This window comes from Zavarzinia compransoris (assembly GCF_003173055.1).
In the GTDB taxonomy this organism is placed as follows: Bacteria; Pseudomonadota; Alphaproteobacteria; order Zavarziniales; family Zavarziniaceae; genus Zavarzinia; species Zavarzinia compransoris.
In genome coordinates this window covers 122,435-139,450 of record NZ_QGLF01000007.1, presented here as the reverse complement: position 1 = coordinate 139,450, position 17,016 = coordinate 122,435, and the positions used below count along the sequence as shown (strand labels likewise).

Annotated in this window: 12 protein-coding genes; 8 read left to right on the top strand and 4 right to left on the bottom strand. The window is 70.9% G+C overall.

What is annotated here, in order from left to right; translation table 11 throughout:
* Positions 1–94: 94 nt before the first annotated feature.
* From DKG75_RS21260 to DKG75_RS21225, 8 genes are all read left to right on the top strand, one after another.
* A complete protein-coding gene (locus DKG75_RS21260) occupies positions 95–1,354 on the top strand; it encodes an aromatic ring-hydroxylating oxygenase subunit alpha (RefSeq protein ID WP_109923198.1) in 1,260 nt (419 codons plus the stop codon).
* Entirely contained in the window at positions 1,351–2,397 is a 1,047-nt protein-coding gene (locus tag DKG75_RS21255) for an FAD-binding oxidoreductase (RefSeq protein ID WP_109923197.1), read from the top strand. The genes DKG75_RS21260 and DKG75_RS21255 overlap by 4 nt, the downstream gene beginning before the upstream one ends.
* A gap of 12 nt (positions 2,398–2,409) precedes the next feature.
* Entirely contained in the window at positions 2,410–3,390 is a 981-nt protein-coding gene (locus DKG75_RS21250; protein ID WP_109923196.1) for a GlxA family transcriptional regulator, read from the top strand.
* A 17-nt stretch (positions 3,391–3,407) separates the two neighbouring features.
* Complete coding sequence (locus DKG75_RS21245) at positions 3,408–5,435, top strand: NADH:flavin oxidoreductase (protein WP_109923195.1); 2,028 nt, start codon at positions 3,408–3,410, stop codon at positions 5,433–5,435.
* Positions 5,436–5,439: 4 nt separating this feature from the next.
* Positions 5,440–7,326 carry a DUF3483 domain-containing protein gene (locus DKG75_RS21240; protein ID WP_109923194.1) on the top strand — a complete coding sequence of 629 codons (1,887 nt, stop codon included), beginning with the start codon at positions 5,440–5,442 and terminating at the stop codon, positions 7,324–7,326.
* The gene (locus DKG75_RS21235) at positions 7,323–8,489 is read left to right on the top strand and encodes an FAD-binding protein (protein WP_109923193.1); all 1,167 of its coding nucleotides are present in this window, start codon (positions 7,323–7,325) and stop codon (positions 8,487–8,489) included. Before DKG75_RS21240 ends, DKG75_RS21235 begins: the two co-directional genes overlap by 4 nt.
* Positions 8,486–9,199, top strand: coding sequence for an electron transfer flavoprotein subunit beta (locus DKG75_RS21230; protein ID WP_109923192.1), 714 nt, complete (start codon positions 8,486–8,488; stop codon positions 9,197–9,199). Before DKG75_RS21235 ends, DKG75_RS21230 begins: the two co-directional genes overlap by 4 nt.
* 636 nt (positions 9,200–9,835) lie before the next feature.
* The gene (locus DKG75_RS21225; protein ID WP_109923191.1) at positions 9,836–11,026 is read left to right on the top strand and encodes an FAD-dependent monooxygenase; all 1,191 of its coding nucleotides are present in this window, start codon (positions 9,836–9,838) and stop codon (positions 11,024–11,026) included.
* Positions 11,027–11,080: 54 nt separating this feature from the next.
* Here the strand turns inward: DKG75_RS21225 and ligA are convergent, their stop codons facing one another.
* The 4 genes from ligA to lpxC form a co-directional block, all read right to left on the bottom strand.
* Entirely contained in the window at positions 11,081–13,159 is a 2,079-nt protein-coding gene (ligA, locus tag DKG75_RS21220; RefSeq protein ID WP_109923190.1) for an NAD-dependent DNA ligase LigA, read from the bottom strand.
* Positions 13,156–14,823: a DNA repair protein RecN gene (gene recN, locus DKG75_RS21215; RefSeq protein WP_109923189.1), complete on the bottom strand. Its 1,668-nt coding sequence runs from the start codon at positions 14,821–14,823 to the stop codon at positions 13,156–13,158. The genes ligA and recN overlap by 4 nt, the downstream gene beginning before the upstream one ends.
* A gap of 43 nt (positions 14,824–14,866) precedes the next feature.
* Positions 14,867–15,694: an outer membrane protein assembly factor BamD gene (locus tag DKG75_RS21210; RefSeq protein ID WP_109923233.1), complete on the bottom strand. Its 828-nt coding sequence runs from the start codon at positions 15,692–15,694 to the stop codon at positions 14,867–14,869.
* A gap of 224 nt (positions 15,695–15,918) precedes the next feature.
* Positions 15,919–16,851: a UDP-3-O-acyl-N-acetylglucosamine deacetylase gene (gene lpxC, locus DKG75_RS21205; protein WP_243746592.1), complete on the bottom strand. Its 933-nt coding sequence runs from the start codon at positions 16,849–16,851 to the stop codon at positions 15,919–15,921.
* Positions 16,852–17,016 lie beyond the last annotated feature (165 nt).

The following is a 17,016-nucleotide window of genomic DNA, read 5'->3' as shown; positions in this document are numbered from 1 at the left end:
AAATTGGCAAATTTTCGTCGGCGGTGATAAGGTCGGACAATCGTCGGCGGACCACAATCGATCTGTGACCAACGGATGACCGAAGGGGTGCGGCATGGCGGCCTGGGAGTGCCAGAGACTTCAGTCCCTGATCGCGGCGCGGCGCCCCGGCCACAGCCTGGCCGCCCCCTTCTATACCGCTGCCGACGTCTTCGCCGCCGACCTCGACCTGATCTTCGGCCGCCACTGGATCCAGGTCGGGGTCGAGCCCGACGTGCCGGAGCCCGGCGATGCCTATACCGTCGATATCGGCCCCTGGTCGGTCCTCATCGTCCGCGACGACGACATGGGGATCCGCGCCTTCCATAATGTCTGCCGCCACCGCGGCGCCAGGCTGGTGGACAGCGAGAAGGCGACGGTCGGCAATCTCGTCTGCCGCTATCACCAATGGACCTACGGGCTCGACGGCAGGCTGCTGTTCGCCGAACATATGGGCAAGGATTTCGACCGTGCCTGCCACGGCCTGAAGCCGGTCCATCTGCGCTCCCTCGCCGGGCTGCTGTTCATCTGCCTCGCCGACGAGCCGCCGGCCGATTTCGACGCCGTGGCGCGGGTGATGACGCCCTACCTCGCCCCCCACGATCTCGCCAACTGCAAGATCGCCTGCCAGAGCGACCTGATCGAGAAGGGCAACTGGAAGCTGACGATGGAGAATAACCGCGAGTGTTACCACTGCGCGGGCAACCATCCGGAACTGACCATCCCCCTCTTCGCCTATGGCTTCGGCTTCTCGCCCGAGGAAGCGGACGAGACCGACCTTCTCCAGGCGGCGCGCTACGACCGGATGGTCTGCGATCTCGGCGCCCGCTGGGAGGCCGGCGGCCTGCCGTCCCGCGTGGTCGAGCATCTCGACGATATGGTGACCGGCTTCCGTACCCAGCGCCTGCCGATCGACGGCAGCGGCCAGTCCCAGACCCTGGACACCCGCGTCGCCAGCCGCCGCCTGCTGGGCCGGCTCACCGATCCGCAGCTGGGCGGCCTGTCGTTCTGGACCCAGCCGAATTCCTGGCACCACTTCATGTCGGACCATATCGTCACCTTCTCGGTCATCCCGCTGGATGCCGACAACACGCTGGTGCGCACCAAATGGCTGGTGCACCGGGACGCGGTCGAGGGGGTGGACTATGATCTCGACAATCTGACCGGGGTCTGGCAGGCGACCAACCGCCAGGATGCCGACCTCGTCGAGCTGGCCCATGCCGGCGTGCGCAGCCCGGCCTATGAGCCCGGCCCCTATTCCCCCTTCACCGAGGGGTTGGTGGACCAGTTCTGCAACTGGTACGTCAGCCGTCTCGCCGCCGGCCTGACGCCATGACCGTCTGGACCTCCGAGACCGACGACATCCTGGTCTGCCGCCAGGTGCGCCACGAGACGGCGGATGTGAAGAGTTTCATCTTCGCCGCGCGGAACGGGGCGCGTTTCGAGTTCGTGCCCGGCCAGTTCCTGACCTTCGACGTGCCCGTGGGCGGCGGCATCGTCAACCGCTGCTACACGATTTCCTCCAGCCCGACCCGGCCCGACCGCATCGCCATCACGGTCAAGCGCGTGCCGGGCGGCCCGGTCTCCAACTGGCTGCACGACAACATGCGCCCCGGCTGCGAGATCCGGGCGACCGGCCCCATGGGCGATTTCTGCCATCGCCACCACAGGGCCGGCAAATATCTCTTCCTCTCGGGCGGCAGCGGCATCACCCCCCTGATGGCCATGGCGCGGGAGACCCACGACCTCGCCCTCGAGACCGACATCGCCTTCCTGCACAGCGCCCGCAGCCCCGCCGACATCATCTTCCGCGACGAGCTTGCCCTCATCGCCCGCCACCTGCCGCAGTTCCGCCTGCACGCGATCTGCGAGGCCGACAGCCCGGGCGAGCGCTGGGGCGGCCTCACCGGCCGGCTGACGGCGGACGGGCTCCGCGCCCTGGTCCCCGATCTCCTCAGCCGCGAAGTCTTCACCTGCGGCCCGGCGCCCTATATGGCGGCGGTGCGCGGCCTGCTCGGCCTGCTCGGCTTCGACATGGCGCATTACCACGAGGAGAGCTTCGATTTCGGCGCCGCCACGCCCGAAGCGGCCCCCGCCGCCCCGGCCGGCGATACCCCGGTCTTCCGCGTCGAATTCACCCGCAGCCGCCGGGTGATCGACTGCCCGGCCGACCGCACGGTGCTGGAGGCCGCGCGGGCCGCCGGCATGCGCCTGCCCTCCTCCTGCACCCGGGGCCTGTGCGGCACCTGCAAGAGCCGGATCGCCACCGGCAAAGTGGAGATGAAACACGCGGGCGGCATCCGCCAACGCGAGATCGACCAGGGTCTCGCCTTGATCTGCTGCTCGAAACCGCTGACCGACCTTGTGATCGAACGATAGGATCGAACCCCGATGGCCGCCGCCCCCATCGATATCGCAGCCCTTCGCCGTTTCGGCTTTCTCACCCTGCCCAATTACTCGCAGATCGCGACCGCCAATGCGATCGAGGCCTGCCGCATGGCCAATTACGTCTCGGGCATCGATTCCTATGCCTGGGCCGTGGTCACGCCGGACGGCACGCCCGCCGTCGCCTCCAACGGCTTCAGCATGACCCCGACCCATTCGGTGGTCGAGGCCGGGCCGTTCGACTGCGTCTTCGTCTGCGGCGGCGTCGATGTCCGCCAGGCCGTCGATCGCCGCCTGCTGGAAGCCCTGCGCCGGCTGCACCGCCAGGGGGTGGCGCTGGGCGCGCTCTGTACCGGGACCTTTGCCCTGGCCGAGGCGGGCCTGCTCGACGATTACCGCTGCGCCATCCATTGGGAGAACCTGGCGGCGATCCGCGAGGAATTTCCCGATGTCGATTTCTCGGACGATCTCTTCGTCATCGACCGCGATCGCCTGACCTGCACCGGCGGCATCGCCCCCCTCGACATGATGACCGCGCTGATCCGCGCCCGCCTGGGCCGGGCCATGGCGGCCAAGGTTTCGGAACAATTCATCGTCGACCGGGTGCGCGGCGGCGACGACCGCCAGCGCTTTCCCGATCCCCCGCCCGCCGCCGGCCAGCGCGCCCTGGCCGAGGCCGCCCGCCTGATGGCCGGCAATATCGAGGCCCCGCTCGCCATGCCCGAGGTCGCCGATGCCATCGGCATTTCGCGCCGCCAGCTGGAACGGCTGTTCAAGCGCCATCTCGGCACTTCGCCCGCCGATTATTACCTGAACCTGCGCCTGAGCCGGGCGCGGGAATTGCTGCGCCTGACCGCCATGCCGGTCACCGACATCGGCCTTGCCTGCGGCTTCCAGTCCTCCGCCCATTTCTCGACCGCGTACAAGAGCCAGTTCGGCCGCCCGCCGCGCACCGAACGCAGCCTGCACGCCGGCCGCGCCTCCTGAGACCGGGGGAATTCCGCATGATCGCCCATGCCGAGGCCCTGCTGAAGCCCCTGACCATCAAGGGAATCACCATCCGCAACCGGGTGATGAGCACCAGCCATGCCCCCGGTTACGGCAGGGACGGCAAGCCCCAGGAACGCTATCAGCTCTATCACGCCGAAAAGGCCCGGGGCGGCATCGGCCTGACCATGTTCGGCGGCTCGTCCTCGGTCTCGCTCGACAGTCCGGCGACGCCGTGGAACCAGATCTCGGTCGCGGACGATTCGATCATCCCCTGGTTCCGCCAATTCGCCGACCGGGTGCACGGCCACGGCGCCCGCCTGATGATCCAGCTGACCCACATGGGCCGGCGCACCCGCTGGGATACCGACAACTGGTTCCCCACGGTTTCCGCCAGCACCCGGCGCGAACCCGCCAGCCGCACCATCCCGAAGATCCTGGAAGAGGAAGAGATCGCCCGCATCGTCCGGGATTACGCCGAGGCCGCCCGCCGGGCCAGGGAAGGCGGGCTGGACGGGATCGAGCTTTCCGCCGCCCATGGCCATCTGGTCGATCAGTTCTGGGCCCCCGACGTCAACCGCCGCGCCGACCGCTATGGCGGCGCCCTGGACAACCGCATGCGCTTCGGCATCGAGGTGCTGGAGGCGATGCGCGCCGCGACCGGCGACGATTTCGTCATCGGCATGCGCATGTCGGCCGACGAATTGCTGGCCGCCGGCCTGTCCCATGACGATTGCCTGCATATCGCCGGCAATTACGCCGGGCGCGGCCTGGTCGATTTCCTGAACATTCTCGGCGGCAATGCCCGGGATCACATGGCCCATGCGGTGATCCTGCCCAATATGTCCTTTCCGGTGGCGCCCTTCGTATCCCTGGCGAGCGCGGTCAAGCGCGAGGTGGATATTCCGGTGTTCCATGCCCAGCGCGTGACCGATCTCGCCACCGCCGCCCGCATCGTCCACGAAGGCCATGTCGATATGGTCGCCATGACCCGCGCCCATATCGCCGATCCCCATCTGGTGCGGAAACTGGCCGAGGGGCGGGAGGACGACATCCGCCAATGCGTCGGCGCCGGCTATTGCATCGACCGCATCTATGTCGGCGGCGATGCGCTGTGCCTGCAGAATGCGGCGACCGGGCGCGAAGCCTTCATGCCCCATGTCATTTCGCCTGCCGCCAGGGCCTTGACGGCGGTGGTGGTCGGCGCCGGGCCGGCCGGGCTGGAAGCCGCAAGGGTGCTGGCGGAACGCGGCCACCGCGTGGTCCTGTTCGAAAAGGACGGCCGGGTCGGCGGCCAGATCAACCTGGCCGCCCGGGCCGGCTGGCGCGAGGCGCTGTCCGGCATCCCGCGCTGGCTGCTGGGGCAGGTGACAAGGCTCGGCGTCGACCTGCGCCTGAACACCGCGGCGACCCCGGCCCTGATCGCGGCGGAAGCGCCGGAGGTGGTGATCGTCGCCACCGGCGGCGTGCCGGGCGACCTGCCGGATCACGCGGCGTCCACCTGGGACGTGTTGTCGGGCCGGCTGGCGCCCGCCGGCAGCGTCCTCCTCTACGACGAGACCGGCCAGCATCAGGGCGCCTCGGTCGCGGAGGCCGTGGCCAAGGCGGGCTGCCTGGTCGAACTCGCGACCCACGACCGCATGGCGGCGGAGGAAGTGGGCACCACCAACCAGCCGGTTCATCTCCGCGAATTATACCGCCTGGGGGTGATCGTCAGCCCCAACCTGGAACTGGTGGAGATCTATCCGGAAGGCAACCGCAAGGTCGCCGTCCTCCGCAACACCATGACCGGCGAGGAAGAGGAACGCCTGGTCGATCACATCATCGTCGAGCGCGGCACTCTGCCGGTCGACGGCCTCTATTTCGACCTGAAACCGCGGGCCGTGAACCGGGGCCAGACCGACCAGCACGCGCTCGTCGCCGGCAAGCCCCAGCCCCAGGCGGAGGCGCCGGGCCTGAAGCTCTACCGGATCGGCGATGCGGTCGCCGGGCGCAATATCCACGCCGCGCTCTACGACGCGCTGCGCCTGTGCAAGGATATCTAGGGCCATGGCCGGCCTGATCCTCGTCATCGGCCTGTGGCTGGCGGCGATGGTCGCCGGCATCGGCCTCAGTCGCCGCGCCCGGCTGTGGCGGGCGGGACGCCCAGCGCCCATCGACTGGCGGCGCGGCTTGGCGGCCTTGCCCCGGCGCTATCTGGTCGATGTCCATCGGCTCGTGGCGCGGAAGCCGGCGGCGGCGCGCATGCATGCCCTGGTCGCCGGCGGCTTCGTGGCGGGATCGGCCCTGCTCGCGCTCGGCATCGTGCCGGGGCTGCGCGTGCCGGCCTATTGGGCCCTGGTCGCCCTCGCCTTCGTCGTGATGATCGCCGGGGCCTGGGCCGTCCGGGCCCGGCGCCGGCCGGTGGCGCCGGCCAGTCTTTCCGCCGGGCGCTTCACCCTGCTGCCCCTGCTGCTGCTCGCCTATGCCGGGGGGACGCTGGGGGTTGCCGTCGACGGCGCCCTGGGCAGCGGCCTGCCCGGGGCCCTGGCCCTGGCGCCGGCCCTGTTCGGCCTGTTCGGGCTGGCCGCGCAGGCGGAACGCGGGCCGTTGCGCCATGCCCTTGCCGGCGCCCTGCATCTGGCCGCCCATCCCCGGCCCGCCCGTTTCGCCGGCGGGCGCGATACCGCCCTGCGGCCGCTGGACCTCGAGGCGCCGAAGCTGGGCACGGCATCGGCCGGGGATTTCGCCTGGAACCGCCTGCTGTCCTTCGATGCCTGCGTTCAATGCGGCGCTTGCGAGGACGCCTGCCCCGCCTTCGCCGCCGGCCAACCCCTGAACCCCAAGCGCCTGGTCCAGGATCTCGCCGCCGCCATGGACCCGGCGGGCGACCTTGCCGCCTATGCCGGCAGCCCCCATCCGGGCGCGCCCGCCATCGACGGCCGCTGCGGCCCCGCGGTGCCGGTGATCGGCCATGTGCTGGCGCCGGAAACCCTGTGGTCCTGCACCACCTGCCGGGCCTGCGTCGAGGCCTGCCCGATGATGATCGAGCATGTCGATGCCATCGTCGACCTGCGCCGCTTCGAGGTGCTGGAGGCCGGCCGCGTGCCCGACAAGGCGGTGCAGCCCCTGTCCGACCTTCGCCTCGCCGACGAGCCGGGCGGGCGCCCGCTGGCGGCCAGGCTCGACTTCGCCGCCGGCCTGGACCTGCCCCTGGCGGGCCCCCGCGAGGTCGATGTCCTGCTGTGGCTGGGCGAAGGCGCCTTCGACCTCCGCCACGGCCGGGTGTTGCGGGCGCTGGTCACCCTGATGCGCCGGGCCGGGATCGATTTCGCCATCCTCGGCGAGGCGGAGCGGGATTGCGGCGATCTCGCCCGAAGGCTGGGCGACGAGGCGACGTTCCAGCGCCTCGCGCGGGAGAATATCGCCGCGCTGAACGCCGTCCGCTTCCGCCGCCTCGTCACCGCCGATCCCCATGCCCTGCATGTCATCCGCAATGAATATCCGGCCTTCGGCGGGCATTTCACCGTCCAGCACCACAGCAGCCTGCTGGACGAGTTGGTCGCCGGCGGGCGCCTGCCGCTTGCCCCCGTCGCCGGACAGGCGACCTATCACGATCCCTGCTATCTTGGCCGTTACAACGGGGAATTCGCCGCGCCGCGCCGGCTGCTCGCCGCCCTCGGCCTCCGCCTTGTCGAGATGGAGCGCCATGGCCCGGGATCGCGCTGCTGCGGCGGCGGCGGCGGCGCCCCCCTGGCGGATACGCCGGGGACGCGCCGGATTCCCGACATGCGCATGGCCGATGCCGCGGCGACCGGCACCCCCATGGTCGCCGTCGCCTGCCCCGGCTGCGCCAATATGCTGGAAGGCGTCGCCGCCCCCCGCCCCGCGGTGCGCGACCTTGCCGAGCTTGCCCTGGCGGCGCTGGCGGCCGAGCCCCTGAAGGGCGCGGCATGAAAAGGCGCGATCCCTTCGCCGAACGGGACGCCCGCCGCAGGGCCGGCGGCACGCGCCCGCGCTTCACGATCGAGGCCGCCCCGGCACGCGGCCGGCGCCGCCGCGACCCCCGAGCGGAACGGGCGGCGGAAACCTTGCGCATCACACCCCGCCCACGGCTGGCGCGGGGGGCGACCGGCACGGCCCCGGTCCCGGCCGACCCCGAACCCGCCGCCGCGCCGCGCCCGCGCCGGATCGAGCGGCCCAGCCATATGATCCTGGCGGTTCTCGACGGCGAGGCCGGCCGCCCGACCGGCCACGACCGGCAGGTGCTGGGCGCCGCCCGCCTCCTGGCCGGGGCGGAGGGGGCCGTCGCCGTCCTCGGCCCGTTCGATCCGGCCGGCCTCGGCCCGCTGGGGGCGGATCGCCTGCTGCCCTGGGCCCCGCCGGGCGACGATCCCGCCGCCCAGGCGGCCCAGGTAGCGGCCGCCCTCGCCTTTCTCGCCGCCCGCCACGCCGTCTTTCCGGAAACGCCGGACGGCGGAGACCTGGCCCGCCGCGTCGCCGCCCTGACCGGCGAGGCCCTTTGTTCCGACATCGAACGGCTGACGGCGACCGAGGCCTGCCGCCCGGCCCGGGGCCGGCGGGCGGAACAGCGGCTGGCCCCGCCCCGCCTGCTCGCGATCCAGGCGGACTGCGTCGCCCCCTGGCGCGGCACGGCGCATGAAACGCTGGTCCTGGACGCTCCGGCCCCGGTGCCGCCCGCCGCCATCGCCCGGGTCACGCCGCTGCCCGCCGACCCGGCCCGCGTGCCGCTGGGCGAGGCGGCCTTCGTCATCGCCGCCGGCAACGGCGTCAGCGATTTCGCCGCCTTCCGGGCGCTTGCCGCGGCCCTTGGGGCGACACCGGGGGCCAGCCGCATGGTCTGCGATGCCGGCCTGATGCCGCGGGCGGCCCAGGTCGGGGCGTCGGGCACGGTCCTGTCCGCGACCTGCTATGTCGCGTTCGGGATCGCCGGGGCGCCCCAGCATCTTCAAGGCCTCACCGCGGCCGAGCATGTGATCGCGGTGAACACCGATCTTCACGCCGCCATGATCGAGCGCGCCGATCTTGCCATCGTCGCCGACGCGCAGGCCGTGATGCCGGCCCTGCTGGACCTGCTGCGCGGGCGGGGCCGGCCATGATCGTCGCCCTGCTGTCCCGCGCCCTGCACCCGGTCTCGGGCCGGCCCTGCCCTTCGCCGCTCGACACCAGGGCGGTGCGTCTCGGCCTCGGCCTCGGCCCGGTGATAGGCCTCCATGCCGGGCCGGCGGACGAGGCGATCGGCGATTATCTCGGCCATGGCCTCGATCTTGTCCGCCGCCTCGACCTGCCGGCAGGGACGGATCCCCTGCCGGCCCTGGCCGCCGATCTCGCCGCCGCCGCCCCCATGCTGATCCTGGCCGGACAGCGCGCCCAGGGCGGCGAAGACAGCGGTCAACTGCCCTATCTCCTCGCGGCCCGCCTCGGCCTGCCCCTGGTGGCCGGCGCCACCGCCATCGCCCGCGACGGCGCGGCCTGGACCGTGGAACAGGCCCTGCCCCGCGGCGCGCGGCGGCGCACCACCCTGGCGGGCCCGCTGGTCGTCACTATCCATCCCGCCGCCCCCGCCGGCCTGCCGTTTGCGGCCGGCGCACGGCGGCGCGGCCGGGTCGAAACCATTGCCACCGCCATCTCCCCGCCCACCCCGCCGCCCGAGCCGGAGCCGGCAGAACACCCCTATCGCCGACGCCCGCGCCTGATCACAGCCGCGACGGCGGGCGAACGGCGCCTGCTGATCCAGCCGCCGGCGACAGAAGCCGCCGCCGCCATCCTCGCCCAACTCACCGCCTGGGGCCTGATATTGAAACCCTGATCCAGCGCATCGCCCCCGGCCCATGGCCCTCTCCTCCGGCACGGGGTCTCGGCCCTCTGCTCTCCACCTCGTCCGACATCGCGCCGGGAGCCGTGGAGCCGGCCCCGCCCGAAGGCCCACTGCGCGCCGGCGGGGCGCTGGTCGTCTATGCATCCGGTGTTCCGCCGACCTGCCCGTCGCAGCGAGCGAACGGCAGCACAGGCGGGTGGAGACCATCCCGGACACCGCGAGGCGGGGAACGGCGCCCGATGGTCCGGCCGCCGCCATCCTCGCCCAACTCGCCGATGGGGCCTGTTGTCGGCCCCCTGGTCCAGCGCATCGACGCCGGCCCATGGCCCTCTCTTCCAGCGCTTGGTCTCGGCCACCCGCTCGCCACCCCGGCCGACGTCGTGGCCGGAGCCGTGGAGCCGGCCCTGCCCCGAGGCCCACGGCGAGCCGGCAGGGCGCTGGTCGTCGTATGTGCCATCCAGCGCTCCGCCGGCCTGCCCGTCGCGGCGAGCGAACGGCGGCGGCGGGTGGAGACCATCCCGGCGGCCGGCAGAAGAGGCGATCGCGGCCCGAAACCTTGATCCAGCGCATCGACGCCGGCGCGGGCGCATGGTTTTATCGGCCCCCGTAACGCCTAGCGGGAAGGCCATGAGCAGGAAACAGCGCATCGTCATTGCCGGGGCCGGCCTGGGAGGCCTGTGCGCCGCATTGTGCCTCGCCCGCCAGGGCTTCGAGGTGGAGGTGGTGGAGCGCGCCCCGGAACTGGCCGAGGTCGGCGCCGGCATCCAGATCAGTGCCAATGCGGCGCGGGTGATCGCCCACCTCGGCCTGCTGGACGAATTGCGCCGCCGGGGCTTCGAGCCGGAGACGGCGGAAATCCGCGACGGGCGGAGCGGCTTCACCTATTTCCGCAACCGGCTGCGCGACGCCCATGCCGAACGCTATGGCTTTCCCTATGTCCAGATCCACCGGGCGGACCTGCACGACCTGCTGCTGACCGCCTGCACGGCGGCGGGGATCGCGGTCACGATCGACAGCCCGGTATTGACCTATCGCGCTTTCGAGCGCACGGCGGCGGCCGTGCTGATTTCCGGCCGCGAGGTCGAGGGCGACGTCCTGATCGGCGCCGACGGCATTCATTCCGCCGTCCGCATGCGCATGCTGGGCGCGGAACGCCCCCGGTTCACCGGACAGGTGGCGTGGCGCGGCACGATCCCCGCCGAGCGGCTGGACCGGGCCAAGGTGGCGCCGGTCGCCGGGGTCTGGGCCGGGCCGGGGCGCCACTTCGTTCATTACTATCTGCGCGGCGGCGCCCTGGTCAATTTCGTCGCCATCGAGGAACGGCCCCGCTGGGACCGGGAATCCTGGACCGAGCCGGGCGCCGTCGCGGAGTTGCGCCAGGCCTTCGCCGGCTGGCACGAGACCGTGCAGGAAATCCTGGGCGCGGTCGAGAACACATTCCTCTGGGGCCTGTTCGGCCGCGACCGGCTGAAGCGCTGGACCGACGGCCGCGTCGCCCTGCTGGGCGATGCCTGCCATCCCATGCTGCCCTTCATGGCCCAGGGCGCGGCCATGGCGTTCGAGGATGCCTATGTCCTCGCCCGTTGCCTTGCCGGCGACGACGATCCCGTCGCGGCCCTGAAGGCTTACGAGCGCCTGCGCATCGATCGCGCCACCCGGGTGCAGCGCCAGGCGATGGAGAACGGCCGCCTGTTCCATGCCCGCGGCCGGGCGGAACAATGGCGCCGCCTTGCCCCGGTGTGGCTGGCCAGCCATGTCCTGCCGGGGATCGCGCGGTCGCGCTTCGACTGGCTCTATGGCTTCGATGTGACGGCTTAGAGTTTGTCCGATTTTGGCTGATTCAGCCAAAATCGAAAAAGACAAACGGCCACGCTAACCCCCGATCAGGGCCAGCCATTCGTCCTCGGTCATCACGGTCACGCCGAGGTCGGCGGCCTTGGCCAGCTTGGAACCGGCGCCCGGCCCGGCCACCACGATATCCGTCTTCTTCGAGACCGAGCCGGAGACCTTGGCGCCCAACTGTTCCGCCCTGGCCTTGGCTTCGTCGCGGGTCATGCGTTCCAGGGTGCCGGTGAAGACCACGGTCTTGCCGGCGACCGGGCTGTCGGCGGCGCGGATCTCGGGCGGCTGGACTTCCAGCAGGGCGAGCAGGTCGCGCAGCACGGTTTCATTATGCGGTTCGGCCAGGAATTGCTCGAAGCCCTGGACCACGATCGGGCCGAGGCCGTCGACGGTCTGCAATTCCTCCATCGCCTGGGCGCGGCGTTCGGGCGTGGTCAGGCAGGCTTCGGCCAGGGCCTCGACCGTGCCGAAATGGCGCGCGATCAGGCTGGCGTTGCGCTGCCCGACATGGCGGATGCCGAGCGCGAAGAGCAGCCGGACCAGCGGGATGCGCCGACGCTCGCGGATCGCCTCGAACAGGTTGCGGGCGGATTGCGAGCCCCAGCCTTCCCGCGCGCGAAGCGGGGTCAGGGAGCCGGCGTCATTCTCCTCCAGGCGGAAGATGTCGCCCGGGCCTTTGATCAGGCCCCAGTCCCACAGCGCCTTGACCTGTTTCTCGCCCAAGCCCTCGATGTCGAAAGCCTGGCGGCTGACGAAATGGCGCAGGCGTTCGACCGCCTGGGCCTCGCAGGTCAGGCCGCCGGTGCAGCGGCGCACCACCTCGCCCTCCTCGCGGGTGGCGGTGGCGCCGCAGACCGGGCAATGGTCGGGGAAGACGAAGGGCCGGCTGCCGGCCGGGCGGCGGTCGAGGATGACGCGCACGACCTGGGGGATGACGTCGCCAGCACGCTGCACCACCACCGTGTCGCCGATGCGGGCATCCTTGCGGGCGATCTCGTCCTCATTGTGCAGGGTCGCGTTGGCGACGATGACGCCGCCGACATTGACCGGCACGAGCCGCGCCACCGGCGTCAGCGAGCCGGTGCGCCCGACCTGGATATCGATCCCTTCGAGCAGGGTCTCGGCCTGTTCCGCCGGGAACTTATGGGCGACGGCCCAGCGCGGCGCCCGGCTGACCATGCCCAGGCGATCCTGCCAGTCCAGCCGGTCGATCTTGTAGACGACGCCGTCGATATCATAGTCGATCGCGGCGCGTTCCGCCGCCAGCCCCTCGAACACCGCCATCACGGCGGCAAGGTCGGGCGCGCGAACGGCCCGGGGGTTGAGCGGCAGGCCGAGGCTGCCCAGCCATTGCATCGCCGCTTCCTGGGTCGGCGGCAGGGGGGCCGAAACCTCGCCCCAGCCGTGCAGGAAGAAGCGGAGCGGCCGCGCCGCCGTGATCGCGGGATCGAGCTGGCGCAACGATCCCGCAGCGGCATTGCGCGGGTTGGCGAAGATCTTCTCGCCCGCCGCCTGCTGGCGCGCGTTCAGGGCCAGGAAATCCGCCCGGCCCATATAGACCTCGCCCCGCACCTCCAGGACGGCGGGGGCGCCGACCAGCCGTTCCGGGATGGCGGCGATGGTGCGGACATTGGCGGTGACATTCTCGCCCACCCGGCCGTCGCCCCGCGTCGCGCCCTGGACCAGGACACCGTCCTCGTAGCGCAGGGCCAGCGACAGGCCGTCGATCTTGGGTTCGGCATAGAGCGCGACCTCGATCTCCTCGCCAAGGGCGAGGAAGCGGCGGACCCCGGTCAGGAAGTCGCGGACGTCGTCCTCGGTGAAGGCTTTCTCGAGGCTCAGCATCGGCCGCGCATGGGCGACCTTCTCGAATTTCGCAGCCGCCTGCCCGCCCACCCCTTGCGTCGGGCTGTCCGCCTTCAGGGCGGGAAAGCGCGCCTCGATCTCGTGCAGGCGGGCGACCAGGGCATCGAAATCCGCATCCGAAATGACCGGTGCGTCGTCCTCGTAATAGCGCCGCTCGTGATCCAGCACCTCGGCGGCGAGGCGGGCGTGTTCCGCCTCGGCCTCGCCGGGATCGAGGGTCTCCACGGGGGCGGTCGGGGTCATCGCGCGGCCTTCAGCAGGGCATCGGCGGCGGCCCTGGCCGCCGTGGTGATCTCGGCCCCCGACAGCATGCGCGCGATCTCTTCCCGGCGCGCCTTGGGGTCCAGGGTGGTGACCTGGGTGCGGGTGGTCTCGCCGTCGCTGTCCTTGGCGATGCGGAAATGGTTGCGGCCGCGCGCCGCCACCTGCGGGCTGTGGGTGACCACCAGGACCTGGGCCCGTTCCGCCAGCCGGGCCAGCCGGTCGCCCACCGCATCGGCGACAGCGCCGCCGATGCCCCGATCCACCTCGTCGAAGACCATGGTCGGCGCCGTGCCGGCCCCGGCCAGCACCACCTTGAGGGCCAGGATGAAGCGGGCCAATTCGCCGCCGGACGCGATCTTGATCAGGGCGCCGAAGGGCGCACCCGGGTTGGTGGAAACCTCGAAGGTGACCCGGTCCGCCCCGTCCGCCGTCCATTGGCCGTCGCCGAGCGGCTCGATCCGGGTGCGGAAGCGGGCCTTGCCCAATCTCAACGCCTCCAGCTCGCCGTTGACGCCCTGGTCCAGGCGGAGCGCCGCGGCCACCCTTGCCTCATGCAGGCGGGCGCAGGCGGCCTGCAAGGCCCGGCGCGCCCCGTCCAGCACCGCGGCCAAGGCCGTCACCTTGCCCTCGCCGGCATCGAGAGCGGCGATCCGCGCCTCCAGGGTCGCGGCGAGGCCCGGCAGGGCGTCGGGCTGGACCTGGTGCTTGCGCGCGGCGGCGCGCAGCGCGAACAGCCGCTCCTCGACGATTTCCAGGCGGCGCTCGTCATAGGCGATGGCGCTGCGGGCCGCCGCCAGCGCGGTGACCGCCTCCTCCGCCTCGAGCGCCGCGCGGTCGAGGGCGTTCAGCGCCGGCTCCAGCAGCGGCCCCAGGCGGCCGGCGGCCCGTTCCAGGCGGCGCTGGGCACCGCGCAGGCGGGCCTCGACGCCACCGTATTCGTCCAGCATGGCGGCGACCTCGTCCAGGTCGCCGGCAGCGCGCTCGCCCTCCTGCATGGTGTGGCGTTCGGCGGCGAGGCGCTGCTCCTCCCCCGGCTCGGGGGCGAGATGGCGCAATTCGCCGACGACATGGCGCAGATATTCCTCGTCGCGGCGGGCGGCGGCAAGGCCGGCCTCGGCCTGGCCAAGATCGGCCGCGGCCTTGCCATGGGCGCCATGGGCGGCACGTACCGCGGCCAGCAGGTCGCCGTGGCCGGCAAAGGCATCGAGAAGGTCGCGGTGGCCGGCGGGGTTCAGCAGGCCGCGGTCGTCATGCTGGCCATGGGCCTCGATCAGCAGGGCGCCGATCTGGCCGAGCAGGCCGACGCTGGCCGACTGGTCGTCGACGAAGGCGCGGCTGCGGCCGTCCCGGGTCACCACCCGGCGCAGCACCAAAGTGTCTTCCGGGCGCCAGCCCTGGTCGCGCAGCAGGGCGGCGACCGCATGGTCCGGCGCCAGGGCGAATTCGGCGGTGATCACCGCCTGATCGGCCCCCGGCCGCACCAAGCCTGAATCGGCCCGCGCGCCCAGCGCAAGGCCCAGCGAATCGAGCAGGATGGACTTGCCCGCCCCGGTCTCGCCGGTCAGCACGGTAAGACCGGCGGCGAAATCGAGATCCAGCCGCTCGATCAACACCACATCGCGAATGGCCAGTCTGAGGAGCATGCCACACAAGGGCGGGCCGGTCGGCCCGCCTCTCCCCGGTCGGTCAGAACAAAGTGTCGAGCGTGCTGTCGAACGCCCGGGTGATCCAGGAACGATCGTCGGTCAGGGGCCGCAGGTTGGCGTCGGTCAGCAGGGCGTAGGAATCCTGATACCAGGCGCTGCCCGGGTAATTGTAGCCGAGCACCGCCGCCGCCGCCTGCGCCTCGGGATTGAGACCGAGCGCCATGTAGGATTCGACCAGGCGGTGCAGGGATTCCGGCACATGGGTCGTGGTCTGGTACTTCTCGATCACCGTGCGGTAGCGGTTGATCGCGGCCAGATATTGCTTCCGCTTCTGGTAATAGCGCCCGACTTCCATTTCCTTGCCGGCGAGGTGGTCGCGGGTCAGGTCCAGCTTCAGGCGGGCGTCGCGGGCGTAATCGCTGTCGGGGAAGCGGCGGACCACTTCCGAGAGCGCGCTCAGCGCCTGTTCCGTGCTCTTCTGGTCGCGGCCCACGTCCACGATCTGCTCGTAATAGCAGATGGCGACGAGGTAATAGGCGTAGCCCGTGTCCTTGTTGCCGGGGTGGAGCTGGATGAAGCGCTGGGCGGTATCGATCGCCTCGGGGTATTTCTCCGCCTGGTAATAGGAATAGGCGGCCATCAGCTGGGCCTTGGTCGCCCAGATCGAATAGGGGTGCTGGCGCTCGACTTCGAGGAAGAGATCGGCGGCACGGTTATAGCGCTCGCGCGAGAGGGCGTCCGCCGCCTCGTTGTACAGCGGCTCGACCGGGCGCTCGACATAGGGTTCGGGGGCGCTGCTCGAACAGGCGGCGAGCGAGGCGACGACGACGGCCAGGGCCGCGAAACGTAGGCGCGCTAAGGTACCAATGGGCGACACGACCGTCACTGCCTCCAGCAGACCAAAACCAGAATCGGGCCGATGCCGACCAGGCGCCGTCCCTCAGGTGCGCGACACGCTACACCAGGGATCGCGGTACGCCAACCTCGATACGCGGCCCGCCCCGCCGGGCCCCAAAAAGGGAAGAACCGGAAACGGGACGGGCCGCCCTTTTCAAGGCGGCCCGCCGGTTTTGCCATCGAAAACGATATCGGTCAGAACGGGGCGGCGACGCTCGCTTCCGTCCAGGTGGCGCCGGCCTGGGGCTCCACATCCTCGACCGCGGCGACATAGGTCCAGGCGGTACGGTCGGCGAACAGCATGTGCAGCAGCCGGTTGTTCAGCGCATGGCCCGACTTGAAGCCGGTGAAGCGGCCGATGATCGGGGCCCCGGCGAGATAGAGATCGCCAAGGGCGTCCAGCGCCTTGTGGCGGACGAATTCGTCGGCGAAGCGCAGGCCTTCCGGATTCATGATCTCGTCGCCGTCGACGACCACCGCATTCTCCAGCGAACCGCCGAGGGCCAGGCCCTTGGAGCGCAGGAACTCGACTTCCTGGCGGAAGCCGAAGGTGCGGGCACCGGACAGGAGAGCGCCGAAATCATCCGGGGTGATCGTATAGCTGCCCTGGCGGCGGTCGATGGCGCGCGAGGCGAAGTCGATCTCGAAATCGATGGCGAAACCCTCGCCCGGTTCGAGCGCGGCCAGCTTGTCGTCGATCCGCGCCTCAATGCGCTTCAGGATCTTGATCGCGCGGCGCGGCGGGCGCTGGGCCTTGGTCCCCACCCGCTCGATCATGGCGACGAAGGGGGCGGCGGAACCGTCCAGGATCGGCAGTTCGGGGCCGCTCACCTCGACGATCACATTGTCGATGTCGAGGCCGGCGAAAGCCGCCATCAGGTGCTCGACCGTGCGCACCGAGACGCCGGCGCCATTGACCAGCACGGTGCACAGCGTGGTGTCGCGGACATGGTCATATTGCGCCGGGATGACATTGTCCCGGTCGGTCACGTCGCTGCGGCGGAACAGGATGCCGTGATCGCTGGGCGCCGGCAGCAGCGTGACGCGGACAGGCTGACCGGTGTGCAGCCCGACGCCGTCGAGATGCACCTGGGCCGCCACCGTCTTCTGAGCCTGGAGAACGATCACCGGACAACCTCTTTGCCAAACGACCCGGCGAATCCGAACGGATTTCACCGCATCGCAAAAAACAACCGGTGCCAGATTTAGGGTCTGGCACCGGCTGGTTCAAATCACTCTTTGTTACGGAAGGTTACAGCGATAAGCCATTGATCGCATTATCTTTTCTGCAAC